Origin of the sequence: Micromonospora sp. ATCC 39149, assembly GCF_000158815.1 — a bacterium.
Classification (GTDB): Bacteria; Actinomycetota; Actinomycetes; order Mycobacteriales; family Micromonosporaceae; genus Micromonospora.
In genome coordinates, this window is sequence record NZ_GG657738.1 from 2,308,976 (window position 1) to 2,321,227 (window position 12,252).

Sequence of the window (12,252 nt, forward strand, 5' to 3'; positions counted from 1 at the left end):
GACGCCGGCGCAGACGCCGGCGTCGGGATCGGGCTCGGCGGCCCCGCCGGTGCCGGAGGAGCCGGGACCCGAGCCGGGCCACGGCCGCGCAGGGCGGCGAGCACGGCGAGGTTCAGCGCCGCGACGCCGACGTACACCAGGTTCCAGCCGGCGGCCGCCGGGCGGGCCGGGCCGGCCAGCAGCGGCAGCACCGGCTGCACGGTGACCAGCGCCGCGAACCACGGCACCGTCAGTCGGGTCAACCGGCCGTAGCCGGCCGCCAGCACCGCGCTGACCCCCCCGACCAGCGCGGCGTAGCGGTCCCCGGGCCAGCCGGTCACCCCGAACAGGTCCACCGACCAGGCGGCGTACCCGTCGAGCACCACCAGCAGCAGGCCCACCGCGGCGAACGTCTCCGCCGTGCCGCGCAGCCCGCGCCGCGCCGCGAGCGGCGGGACGGCCAGGGCGAGCGCGGTGAACGCGAACAGGATCAGCGCCCGGCCGACGATGCCCACCGTGGCCCAGGCGACCGCCGTGAATACCACCGCCGCCGTGCCGAGCAGCAGGCCACCGAGCACGAAGAGCAGCCCCTGCACCGCCCGGGTGGAGGTCTCCGCGCCGCCGACCGGCACCGGCCGCTGCGGCGGCACCGGCCCTGCCGACGGTGACGGCACCCGCACCGTCGGGCCGGGCACGGGCAGCGTGGGGCCGACCGCCGGCACGGGAGCCGGCGCGGGAGGCACGGAAGCCGGCGCGGGCAGGGGGCGCGGGACGGGGGCCGGTCCCGACGGGTGCGCGGCGCCGACCGGGGTCGCCGCCCGAACCCGGGCCGCCAGGTCCGCCCGGCGGGCCTGCGCGGACCGCACCGCCTCGACCAGTTCGAGGTACGCCCGGTGGACCTGCTCCGCCCGCCCGGCGAGGATGACGATCTCCCGGTCGAGCCGGATCACCTCGGCAGCCGCCGGGTCGGGGGCCCGGCCACAGCGCCGGCAGCCGACGCGCAGGTCGGCCGGGGCGCCGCACCCCGGGCAGGGGTAGCCACTCGTGTCCACCCGGCCATCATGATGGCCGGGTCAAACCCCGCCCAGAGTGCGCGTACTCAGGGGCGGGTCTGCTCGTGTACCCAGGCCGTGTAGCCGGGGTTGCCGCTGTCCACCCAGGTCACCAGAACCTCCGGCACCTCGTACGGGTGGCTGAGGCGGATATGGTCGACCAGCGCTTGGACCCGGTCCGGCGCAGTCTTGAACAGCACCGACCATTCGGTGGTCGTCTCCATCGCGGACCGCCACCAGTAGGTGCTGTCCACCTGGCCGCCCACCTGCGCGCAGGCGGCCAGCCGACCGGCGACCGCAGCCGCCGCGAGCACGTCCGCGACCGAGCGGCTGTCCACCACGGTCGTCACCACGCTGATCTGCTCCACCAACGCACCCTACGTGCCGTCGGCCCCGTCGTGGTGCGCCGCGATCCATTCGTCGATCCGCGCCCACCAGTCGAACAGCCAGTCGATGCGCTCCTGCTTACCGGTGGGGATCTCCTCCGGCGGCACCGACCAGAACCGCATGATGATCCGCTTGTCCATCGGCAGCTCCCGCCAGACGTCGGCGACGGTGAGCATCCGGTCCAGCCCGGTGTGCGCCACGAAGATCACCCCGGCGTCGGGGGCGGCGTCCAGCGCGGCGAGCAGCCCGCCGGGCTGCGGGGCGAGCACGTGCTGCATCCGTTCCGCGCGCAGCGCCATCCGTTCCAGGCCGAGCGAACGCAGCCGGGCGATGGCGCGCAGCCGGCGGCGCGGGGTGAAGTTGCCCCCCTCGGGGAAGATCACGAAGGCGTCGTCGTCGTCCAGGCCGGTGGCGAGGTGGCCGATCTGCTCGGTCACCGGCTCCCGCCGGTCGGACTCCGGCGCGAGGAACCGGTTGGGCAGCCGGTTGAGCAGCACGTCGATCGCCGGGTCCCACTGGAGGCTCTCCTTGAGCACGATCCGGGGCTCCCGGTAGAACCAGTTGACCAGCGCGTGGATCAGGATGAACGAGTCGCCCGGCCCGGCGTGCCGGCAGACCACCAGCTCCGGGCGACCTGGCAGCGCCGTGTCGGGGTCGGTGCCGACCACGTCGATGCGCAGCCGCAGCGTCCACCGGGCCTGCCAGAAGAACACCTGGAGGAAGTGGCCGGCGAGCACGTAGTGCGCCCGCTGGAACGGCGGCGTCCGCTTCCACACCCCGAAACCGGAGGCCAGCCAGAGCGCGAAGAGGGCCAGCAGCGCCGCCGCGTCCCAGACCAGGTAGACGCAGCCGATCCAGAGCAGGCGCAGCGGTCGCAGCCGGCCCGGGACCAGCGGGGACAGCGCCAGAGCGGCGAGGGCCCAGGCCGGCAGCGTGGTCACCACGGCCACCGCGAGCAGCACCACACCGGGCGCCAGCAGCAACCGGCGGACCCATCGGGGCGGCAGCGGCATCAGCGGTCCAGGTGGGTCGCCAGGTAGCGGCGGGAGGCGGTGTACGCGCGGCTGATCCGCCGGCCCACCGCCGCCATGTCCCGGTACGCCCACGGGCTGTCCTCGCGCGGGCCCGGCCCCCCGGTGGGCAGCACGTGCACCCGAACCCCGTCGGGCAGCGCCGCCATCTCCCGGGCGAACCGGTGCCGGCGGGCTATCTCGAACGCGACCTGGGCGATCTCCCAGGGCCGCCGGGGCGGCGTCAGATCCCGCTCGATCCGGCCCACCTGGAGTACGAAGATCTGCCGCGCCCCGGCCTCGACCGCCGCGCCGATCGGGATGGAGTTGACGATCCCGCCGTCGATGTAGTGCTGGCCGCCGATCTCGGTGGGCGGCAGCAGCCCCGGCACCGAGGCGGAGGCGAGCACCGCCCGCACCAGCGGGCCGCTGTCGAACCAGTGCTCGGCGGCCCGCTCGATGTTCGCCGCGCAGCAGCGGAACGGCACCCGCAGGTCGGCGAAGGTGGTCTCCTCGCCCAGCTCGGCCTCCAGCAGCCGGCGCAGCGGCCGGGGCGAGTGCAGGTGGGTACGGGCGGCGAAGCGGCGTAGCTGCCGGGCGACCGAGTCGCCGTACACCTCGCTGGCCTCGGGGGACGCCCAGAGCCGCACCAGCCGGTCGGTGACCGCCTCGGTCGGGTCGGCCGCGACGAGCGCGCCGTTCACCGCCCCGATCGAGGTGCCGAGCACCAGATCGGGACGGACGTCAGCACGGAACAGGGCACGCAGCATGCCCACCTCGACCGCGCCGAGGACTCCCCCGCCGCCGAGCACGAACGCCACCGGACCGCTGACCATGCCGTTCATCCTGGCACGCGTGGTCACGCCGGCCGTCCGGCGCCGGGCGGCCCCGTCCCGCCGGCGGCCGGGTAAGACCGGACGGGCGTTGACAGGTCGGACACATTCGCGCAACCTGATACCGCCCCGACCTCAGGCAGGTGCGATCCGTCATGGCAACACTGCACGCCGGCAGGCTGCTGGCCCGCAGGTACCGGCTCATCGACCAGATCGGCGCGGGCGGCATGTCGGTCATCTGGCGGGCCCGGGACGAGGTTCTCGACCGCACGGTCGCGCTGAAGGTGCTCGCGCCGTCGCTCGCGGCGGACGCCCGGTTCCGGGACATGGTCCGCGAGGAGGCCCGCTCCGCCGCGCAGCTCGTCCACCCGCACATGACATCGGTGCACGACTACGGCGAGACGCTCGCCCCGGACGGCAGCATCACCTCGTTCGTGGTGATGGAGCTGCTCAACGGGGAGGAGCTGGAGTACCGGCTGACCGAGGGCCCGTTGCCCTGGCCGGAGGCGGTGGAGATCGGCGCCCAGGTGGCGGAGGCCCTCGCCGCCGCGCACCGGCTCGGCATCGTGCACCGGGACATCACCCCAGCCAACGTGATGATGACCCCGGTCGGCGCGAAGGTGCTGGACTTCGGCATCGCCACCCACATCGGCGCCCCCGACGAGGACGAGGACGGCGGCACCTTCGGCACGCCCGCGTACGTCGCGCCCGAGCGGCTGGACGGGGCACCGGCGCAGCCGGCCACCGACATCTACTCGCTCGGCGTGCTGCTCTACGAGACGCTGACCGGGCGGGTGCCGTACCCGGCGGACACCTGGGAGCAGCTCGGCGCGGCCCTGGAGACCGGCGACCCGCCCCCGCCGTTGCAGGTGCCGGGCCTGCCGTCCGAGGTGGTCCGCATCTGCCTGCGCTGCCTGTCCCGGGAGCCACAGGACCGACCCACCGCGCACCAGGTGGCCCTCGTGCTGCACGACCAACTCCTGCCGAGCGACCCGCAGGCCGCCACCATGCTCGCCCCGACCATGACCCTGCCGTCGGTCAGCGTCGCGCCCGAGCCACCCGGCGTCCCGGCCGGGACGCCCGTCCCCGCGCCGGGCACGGCGTCGACACCGCCCGGTGCCGCGTCGCCCCCGCCGGGCACGGCGTCGACACCGCCCGGTGCCGCATCGCCCCCGCCGGGCACGGCGTCGACACCGCCCGACGCCGCATCGCCCCCGCCGGGCGCGACGGCCCCGCCGCCCCCCGGGGTCGAGGCCCCGGGCCGGTCCCGCCGCCGCTGGGCGGTGCCCGTGGTGGCGGGGGCCGTGCTGGTAGTCGCGTTGGCGCTGCTGTCGCCCAGGCTCGACGAGAAGCCGGACCCCCCGCCCCGGGCCCTACCGACCGAGTCGCCGGCGGTGGAGACGTCTCGGCCCGCGCCGACCCGGTCGCCGAGCGCGCCGCCGGCCACCACCCGGGCGCCCGTCCGGCCCCGGCCAACCCTCTCGGCGGCGCCGACGACCACGTCGCCCGCACCGTCGGGCGGCAACGTGACCGAGGTGGCCAACCAGATCGGGCAGCTCATCGACACGGGGGTGGCCGACGGCGGGATCCGCGAGGACGTCGGCACCGACGTGCGCAACCTGCTCGGCCACGCCGTCCAGGCGAACAGCCCGAGTGACCTGGCCGCGGCGGTGCAACGGGCCCGGGACAAGGTCGCCGACCGGCAGCGCGAGGGCAGCATCACCCCCACGTACGCCCGCCAGCTCGACACCGCGTTTCAGCAGCTCGGGGCGGCCCGGATGTGACCGGCTCGGGTCAGCGGGCCGGCACCGGGACCGGCCGGCGCGGCGCGACGGGCGCGTGTCCGCGCAGGAAGTCGCGGTAGACCGCCTCGTAGCCCTGCGCCATCCGGGCGGTGGAGAAGTTCTCCGCCACGTGCGCCACGCAGTCCGCCGGGTCCAGCAGGGCGGCCTGCCGCAGCGCGCCCGGCAGGTCGTCGGGGCGGTCGCAGACCAGCCCGGTCACGCCGGGGCGGACCAACTCGGGCACGGCCCCCCGACGCAGCGCCACCACCGGCGTACCGGTCGCCATCGCCTCCAGGATCACCATCCCGAACGGCTCCTCCCACTGGATCGGCATGATCAGGCAGCGGGCGTCGACGAGCATCCGCAGCGCGGCGTCCCGGTCGGCGTTGAACACCACGGTCACGTCCTCGCCGAGCATCGGCTCCACCACCTGCTCGTAGTACCGGCGCTCGGCGGGCTCGTTGCACTTGCCGGCGAGGACCAGCGGCAGGCCCGCCGCCCGGCAGGCCCCGATCGCCAGGTCCGGGCCCTTGTCCGGGCTGAACCGGGCCAGCCAAAGCACCGGGCCGCGTCCCGGCGCGGTCTTGTGCCCGACGTCGGCGGCGTCGAGCGCGTTGTGCACGGTGCCGACCCACGGCAGGCCGGGGTTCAGCCGCCGCTGGGTGTGCGAGATGGCGACCAGTCCGACCCCGTGGTCGGTGTCGCTGAGCACGGTGCCGTACTCGCCGACCGGGTTGCCGTGCACGGTGGCCACGGTGGGCACCGCCCGGCGGCCGGCGACCAGCGGCCCGATCGTGGTGTGGTCGTGCACGACGTCGAAGTCGGTCGGCGAGACGAGGCGGTTCACGTGGGCCAGGTGGGCACAACTCCGGCAGCGACTCGCCGAGCCGGTCGTTCCGTTAGGTCCTCGCAGGTGGCGACGTAGCCGGCCCGGGTGCCGTGCCGCAGGCCCGCCCCGAAGACGGTCACCGCGTGCCCTCGCTCGACCAGCGCCTCCACCAGCCCGGCGACGACCTGCTCCAGGCCGCCGTAGCCCGGCGGTGGCACGGACAGCCACGGCGGGACCACCATCGCGATCCGCAACGGCCGTTCTCCCGGGCGGTCGACCGGCAGGTGGTTCACGGCCACGAGTCCTCCCGTTGGGTCCTGTGCGCGTGATCGACGGCGCTTTCCCGGCCCCCGCCCCTGGCAAACGGAAACGGGACCGGGGCGGAAGTCAGCCGGTTTGGGCGCTCGTCGCCGTACCCATGGCGCGCTTGTCCCCCGCGGTGGCCGGGTCCCGTTGCCCACCGTGCCCGGCGCGCGGGTGTGGGCGGCTCACCCGGATCGGGTGAGCGGACCCACACGGGCCGGAAGGGGAAGGGCGGTGGGTGACGAAGCCAACCCCCTTGGCTCCGCCACCCACCGCCCTTCGGGAGGGAGGTAGGTCTGTGTCGGTTACGACGTCTCGGCGAGCGTCACGGTTGCCGTCGCCGCCGATCCGTTTCGCTGGTACTGCACCTCGACCCGGTCGCCGACCTTGCGGGACTGGACGGCGCCCACCAGATCGTCGGAGTCGTTGATCACCGTGTCACCGAACTTGGTGATCACGTCGCCCCGCTGGATGCCGGCCTTCTCGGCGGCACTGCCGGCGGTCACCGACGCGACCACCGCGCCGCCGTTCTCGGCCGGGCTCACGCTCACCCCGAGCGAGGGGTGGCTGACCTTCTCGCCGCGCTGGAGCTTGCCGGCGACGTCCTTGGCCTTGTTGCTCGGGATGGCGAACCCGACGCCGATGTTGCCGGTGCTCTGCCCGGAGGTGGCGATGGCCGTGTTGATGCCGATCACCTCACCCCGGGTGTTGACCAGCGCACCGCCCGAGTTGCCCGGGTTGATCGGTGCGTCGGTCTGGAGCAACCCGGCGATCGAGCTGACCCCCTGGCGTGGGTCCTGCTGCTGGCCCTCGCCGGCCTGGATGGTGCGGTCCCGGGCGCTGATGATGCCCGAGGTGACCGAGCCCTGCAGGCCCAGCGGGCTGCCCAGGGCGAGCACCTGGTCGCCGACCTGCATCGCGTCGCTGTCGCCGAACGTGGCGGCCTTCAGGCCACTGACGCCGCTGGCCTTCACCACGGCCAGGTCGGTCTTCGGGTCGGTGCCGACGATCTCCGCGTCGGCGGACCTGCCGTCGGCGAAGACCACCCTGACGGTCTTGCCGGAGGCGGAGGCGACCACGTGGTTGTTGGTCAGCACGTAGCCGTCCTCGGTGAGGATGACGCCGGAGCCCTCGCCGCTGCCGGTGGTGATCGAGACCACGCTGTCCTGGACGGAGGCGGCGATCTTCGGCAGGTCCGCGCTGTTGAGCACCGGCGCGGCGGAGTAGGTGCGGGTGATCCCGCCCGAGTTACCGTCGAGCGCGAGCGCGAGCGCGCCGCCGGCCACGCCGGAGCCGAGCATCAGCGCGAACACTGCGACGCCAGCGCCGGCCAGCTTGGCGATGCGGCTCGGCTTCGGGGCCTGCGCCCACACCGGCACCGGCTGGCCGGGGTGCTGCGGCGGCACCGGGCCGCCCGGATACGCGGGACCCCCGGCCTGCGGGGCGTACCCGGGAGCCGCCCCGCCGTGCTGGCCCCCCGCGGCCCAGCCGGAGTGCTGCCCGGTCTGCCAGGGGCCGTTCGGGTACTGCCCGGCCGGCTGCTCGCGGGTCGGCACCGGGTACGGCGGCGCGGACGGCGTGGCGTACCCGCCGTACGGCTGCTGGCCGTGGGGGGTGTGGGGGGTCGGGGCGGTGTGGGCGGTCGGCGCGGCCGGAGCGCTGGACTCGACGGCCGGGGAGTCGGACAGCCCGGTCTCGGCGCGGGACAGCTCGGCGGTGGGGTGCGACGGCTCGGCGTCGGAGGGCGCCGGCCGCCGCTGCGGGTCAGTCTCGTACTCGGTCATGTATCCACCTTCTCCCCTGCCACTGCAACCAGCCTGGATCTCGCCTGGAAGTTCCCTGAAAGTCACTCCCCCGGGTCGCCCCCGGGGTCCGGAAGCAGGGGAACCCGGACCCGGAAGGTCGCTCCCCCGCCCGGGGTCTCGCCGACCTCCACGGTGCCGTGGTGCGCGGCGACCAGCGCGGCCACGATGGCCAGCCCCAGCCCCGTGCTGGTCATCCCGCCGGCCCGGCGGGTCCGGGCGGCGTCGGCCCGGTAGAAGCGCTCGAACACCCGCTCGGACTGCTCCGGGGAAAGCCCCGGACCGGTGTCGGCCACCTCCACCACCGCCAGGTTCCCCGGCTCGGTACGCAGCCGCAGGGTCACCGAGGCGTCCGGCGGGGTGTGGGTGAGCGCGTTCGTCATCAGGTTGCCGATCACCTGCCGCAGCCGGGCGTCGTCGCCGAGCACCACCAGCGGCCCGGAGCCCGGCTCGATCTCCAGCTCGATGCGCCGGTCCGGGGCCACCACCCGGGCCGCCTGCACGGCGTCGCCGGCCAGCAGCGGCAGCTCCACCGGGGCGAGCGAGAGGGGCCGCTCCCGGTCCAGCCGGGCGAGCAGCAGCAGGTCCTCCACCAACAGCCCCATCCGGGCGGCCTCGTCCTCGATCCGGCGCAGCAGGCCGGCGGTCTCCTCCGGGGCCCGGGCCGCGCCCTGCCGGTACAGCTCGGCGAAGCCCCGGATGGTGGTCAGCGGCGTACGCAGCTCGTGCGAGGCGTCCGCGACGAACTGCCGCATCCGTTCCTCCGAGCGCCGGGCCCGCGCCTCGGACGCCTGCGCGGCGGCGGCCGCGTCGCGCGCGCCCGCCTCGGCCGACCGGGCGGCGATCTCCGAGGCGGCTCGGGCGGTGAACGCGGTCTCGATCTGGCAGCATGTGTCAGCGCCGGGACAGCGCCCCCAGCTCGAGGTGGGGCAGGTCCGGCCCTTCTCCGGGTCGGGCACCCGGCGGGTCAGGTCCCGCTGGCGATGGCGGCGGCGGTGCGCTCTATCTCCACCAGCGGCTTGAGGCTGGTCCGCACGATCGCCGCGCCGATGGAGGCGAGCAGGATCAACACCGCCCCGCCGACCAGGAGGTCTATCCAGATCAGCCGCTTGACCGCCAGGTCGACGTCGGTGAGGTTCTGCGCGATGGCCACCATCTGCCCGTTCGGCAGCTCGAGCGTAGAGAAATCCGCCAGCGCACCCCGCTGTCGCGGGCCCGCACCATCCGCGGGCTCGCCGGCCTGGGCCGCGAAGCCGGCCGCGTCGCTCGGCCAGGAAGGCAGGTCGTCGAGGCGGAACCGGCCCCGGTCGTACTCGGTGACCGACACCGCCCCGGTCCGCGCGTCGGTGGCCACCACCAGGTAGTCGGTGGGCACGATCGACCGCGTGACCTGGGCGGTGATCAGGGTGGTCTCGATGTTGTCCACCGAGGCCACCAGCTCGCTGTCGACCTGGGCAACCAGGTAGTTGCGCAGGAAGTACGTGGTCAGCGAGCTGATCACCAGAAGGGCGGCGGCGACCAGCGTCAGCACCGCCGCGACCAGCTTCACCCGCAGCGGTACGCTCCGCAGTCGTCCCTTCGCCAGCGCGAGGGCGTTCACGCCGCCGGCTTGCGCAGCACGTACCCCACGCCGCGCAGAGTGTGGATCAGCCGGGGCTGGGTGTTGTCGACCTTGCGCCGCAGGTACGAGATGTACGACTCGACGATGTTGTCGTCGCCCCGGAAGTCGTAGTTCCACACGTGGTCGAGGATCTGCGCCTTGGACAGCACCCGGTTGGCGTTGAGCATCAGGTACCGCAGCAACTTGAACTCGGTCGGCGAGAGCTGCACGCGCTGCCCGGCCCGGTGCACCTCGTGGGTCTCCTCGTCCAGCTCCAGGTCGGCGAAGGTGAGCCGGGACGGGGCCTGGTCGCCGTTGGCCGTGCGGCGCAGCACGGCGCGGATGCGGGCCGTGAGCTCCTCCAGGCTGAACGGCTTGGTGACGTAGTCGTCGCCGCCCAGGGTCAGCCCGCGGATCTTGTCGTCCGTGGCGTCCCGGGCCGTCAGGAAGACCACCGGGGTGCGGGTGCCGCCCTCGCGGAGCATCCGGATGACCTCGAAGCCGTCGAGGTCGGGGAGCATCACGTCGAGGACCACCAGGTCGGGGCGGTGGTCCTTGGCGGCGTTCAGCGCGGCGCTCCCGCTGGTCGCGGTGGCCACGTCGAAGCCGGCGAAGCGGAGGCTCGCGGAGAGCAGTTCGAGGATGTTGGGATCGTCCTCGACGACGAGCAGTCGCGCCTCGGTCTGGGTAGCGGCCATACCGACCATCATCCGCGATGTCACTGCGCCCGCGCTGGGCGGTTGCTGGAAACTCCCTGAGAACTCCGCAAGAGCGGGGCGGAGGCGGTCGTCGCCTAGCGGAGCAGCCGGCGCAGCCCGTCCAGGGCCCCGTCGAGGACCCGGATCGCCGCGCGGAGCTGGACGTCGTCGAGGCGGCCGGCCCGGACCAGCGCCCCGATCTCGACGGTGAACGCGGCCAGCCGCTGGTCGAGCTCGGCCAGCAGCGGCGACACGTCGGTGGGGGCGTCCGGCCGCGCCGGGCCCGGGGCAGGCTGGGTCTCCCATCGGGTACGCCGGGACTGCTGCGTCCGCCGGGTCGCCTCGCGCAGCTCTCGCTTGAGGTCACGCACCGAGCCGCGTACCTCGGAGCGGATCTCGCCGGCCAGGGTCGACAGGTCCGCCACCGAGGAGTTGATGTCGGACTCCAGGGTGGCCAGCTCGCCGGCGCGCTGGCGCAGCTCGGCCTGGCCCGCCTCCGTGATCTCGTAGACCTTGCGGCCACCGGCGGCGGTGTGGGTCACCCGCCCCTCGGCCTCCAGCCGCTGGAGCCGGGGATAGATCGTGCCGGCGCTCGGCGCGTAGAGGCCGAGGAAGCGATCCTCCAGCAGGCGGATCAGCTCGTACCCGTGCTTCGGGCCGTCGTCGAGGAGCTTGAGCAGGTAGAGCCGCAGCCGCCCATGGCTGAACACGACCGTCACGGCAGCTCCTCGGCGTCGGCGTCGACCGGGCGGGCGAGCAGCGCGATGCTGCCGGAGGTCGCGGACGCCCAGAGCTTACCGGCGCCGGTGCCGATGACCCCCGCGCTGTCCCGCACGGCACCGAGCCCGGACCGCCCGCGCACCTGCGGAAACCCGCTGGTGATCCGGCCGGATGCGGTGTGCAGGTGGACGGCGAGGTCGCTGTCCTCGCGCACCCGGACGGTGATCGCGCCGGAGATCGTGCTGAGCTGGATCTCGCCGCCGCGCGGATTGTCCAGGTCGCAGGTGATCTCGCCGGAGACGGTGTGCGCGCGGACCGCGCCAACGGCACCGTCGGCGAGAACCACCTCCCCCGAGACGGTTTCCAGGCTCAGGTCGCCGGCCACTCCCAGGGCCTCCACCGGCCCGGAAACGATCTTCGCGGCGGTACGCCCCCGGAGGCCCATGAGGGTGATCTGCCCCGACGTGACGTCGACGCGGGTCTCCCGACGCAGGCCCGAGGCGACCAGTGAGCCGTCGATCAGCCTGAGGTCGGCCAGCACGTCCGCGGGGACGCCGATCGAGACGTCGGCCCGGAAACGCCGGCCGAGCTGGCCGAGCCACCAGAGCAACCCGGGCATCCTCGGGTGGCGTTCATGCCGGACGGTCAGCACCCCGTCGCGGTGCTCGACGATCACCGGCCGACGGCCGATCCGGGTGACGTCCACCCGGGCCGGCCCGTCCGCGCCGACCACGTTGAGCCGGCCGGTCACCAGCCGGACGCACAGCGCGGTGACCGGCTCGTCGAGGGTGAGCTGCTGCGGGCCGTCGACTGTCCAACTGGGCATGGCGTCCTCCCGCCCGGGCACGCGCCCCACCGGCGCGCTCCTCGGCAGGAGAATAACGCGATACATCGCGATCGAACAAGACTGTCGCGTGTCTCGGGGACACGTCAGGCCGCCAGGCCGACCTCCCGACCCGGGACCTCCTCCCGCGAAGCGGCCTCCTGCGACATCGACTGGGCCGCGGCGTTCTCCCTGCGCGGCCGGGCCACCGCGTCCTGCGACAGCAGCCGGGCGGCGGTGTCCTGCGACAGCAGTCGGGCCGCGGTGTCCTGCGACAGCAGCCGGGCCGCCGGGAACGGCACGACCGGGGCGGCGGCCTGCGGCGGCACGAGGTGAACCGCCGACTCCGCGATCCGGGCGAGCCACCGCCGGTCCGCGTCCCGCCCCGGGTGCAGCGCGGCGGTGGCCGTGACCGTCACCGTCAGGCCCCGG

General features: G+C 74.5%; 8 protein-coding genes and 4 pseudogenes. 1 reads left to right on the forward strand and 11 read right to left on the reverse strand.

Annotation, left to right across the window (positions count from 1 at the left end):
• The 4 genes and pseudogenes from MCAG_RS33555 to MCAG_RS09600 form a co-directional block, all read right to left on the reverse strand.
• Positions 1-1,031: pseudogene (locus MCAG_RS33555) on the reverse strand (hypothetical protein); the annotation flags it as partial.
• Between the two features lie 47 nt (positions 1,032-1,078).
• On the reverse strand, positions 1,079-1,399 hold the full coding sequence (gene cutA / locus MCAG_RS09590; RefSeq protein ID WP_007072765.1) for a divalent-cation tolerance protein CutA: 321 nt from the start codon (positions 1,397-1,399) through the stop codon (positions 1,079-1,081).
• A 9-nt stretch (positions 1,400-1,408) separates the two neighbouring features.
• A complete protein-coding gene (locus MCAG_RS09595; protein WP_036372974.1) occupies positions 1,409-2,431 on the reverse strand; it encodes a 1-acyl-sn-glycerol-3-phosphate acyltransferase in 1,023 nt (340 codons plus the stop codon).
• Positions 2,431-3,264, reverse strand: coding sequence for a patatin-like phospholipase family protein (locus MCAG_RS09600; RefSeq protein WP_036376766.1), 834 nt, complete (start codon positions 3,262-3,264; stop codon positions 2,431-2,433). The genes MCAG_RS09595 and MCAG_RS09600 overlap by 1 nt, the downstream gene beginning before the upstream one ends.
• Positions 3,265-3,416: 152 nt before the next feature.
• Between MCAG_RS09600 and MCAG_RS09605 the strand changes: the two genes are divergently transcribed.
• Entirely contained in the window at positions 3,417-5,045 is a 1,629-nt protein-coding gene (locus MCAG_RS09605; protein WP_036372977.1) for a serine/threonine-protein kinase, read from the forward strand.
• 10 nt (positions 5,046-5,055) lie between these two features.
• Here the strand turns inward: MCAG_RS09605 and MCAG_RS09610 are convergent.
• The 7 genes and pseudogenes from MCAG_RS09610 to MCAG_RS34615 form a co-directional block, all read right to left on the reverse strand.
• Positions 5,056-6,116 (reverse strand): annotated as a pseudogene (locus tag MCAG_RS09610) (glycosyltransferase family 4 protein).
• A gap of 366 nt (positions 6,117-6,482) precedes the next feature.
• Positions 6,483-7,961, reverse strand: coding sequence for a S1C family serine protease (locus MCAG_RS09615; protein ID WP_036372979.1), 1,479 nt, complete (start codon positions 7,959-7,961; stop codon positions 6,483-6,485).
• A gap of 62 nt (positions 7,962-8,023) precedes the next feature.
• Positions 8,024-9,579: pseudogene (locus tag MCAG_RS35905) on the reverse strand (ATP-binding protein).
• Positions 9,576-10,277, reverse strand: a complete 702-nt coding sequence (locus MCAG_RS09625) for a response regulator transcription factor (RefSeq protein WP_007072772.1) — start codon at positions 10,275-10,277, stop codon at positions 9,576-9,578. Before MCAG_RS09625 ends, MCAG_RS35905 begins: the two are co-directional and overlap by 4 nt.
• A 95-nt stretch (positions 10,278-10,372) precedes the next feature.
• On the reverse strand, positions 10,373-10,996 hold the full coding sequence (locus MCAG_RS09630; protein WP_007072773.1) for a PadR family transcriptional regulator: 624 nt from the start codon (positions 10,994-10,996) through the stop codon (positions 10,373-10,375).
• Positions 10,993-11,823, reverse strand: a complete 831-nt coding sequence (locus MCAG_RS09635) for a DUF4097 family beta strand repeat-containing protein (RefSeq protein ID WP_036372981.1) — start codon at positions 11,821-11,823, stop codon at positions 10,993-10,995. Before MCAG_RS09635 ends, MCAG_RS09630 begins: the two co-directional genes overlap by 4 nt.
• Positions 11,824-11,927: 104 nt before the next feature.
• Positions 11,928-12,252: pseudogene (locus tag MCAG_RS34615) on the reverse strand (hypothetical protein); the annotation flags it as partial.

Bases quoted from the DNA above. Each gene is read 5' to 3' on its own strand.
- MCAG_RS09625 (WP_007072772.1), bottom strand. From the start codon at position 10,277: ATGGCCGCTACCCAGACCGAGGCGCGACTGCTCGTCGTCGAGGACGAT.
- MCAG_RS09615 (WP_036372979.1), bottom strand. From the start codon at position 7,961: ATGACCGAGTACGAGACTGACCCGCAGCGGCGGCCGGCGCCCTCCGAC.
- MCAG_RS09635 (WP_036372981.1), bottom strand. From the start codon at position 11,823: ATGCCCAGTTGGACAGTCGACGGCCCGCAGCAGCTCACCCTCGACGAG.
- MCAG_RS09605 (WP_036372977.1), top strand. From the start codon at position 3,417: ATGGCAACACTGCACGCCGGCAGGCTGCTGGCCCGCAGGTACCGGCTC.
- MCAG_RS09595 (WP_036372974.1), bottom strand. From the start codon at position 2,431: ATGCCGCTGCCGCCCCGATGGGTCCGCCGGTTGCTGCTGGCGCCCGGT.
- MCAG_RS09600 (WP_036376766.1), bottom strand. From the start codon at position 3,264: ATGGTCAGCGGTCCGGTGGCGTTCGTGCTCGGCGGCGGGGGAGTCCTC.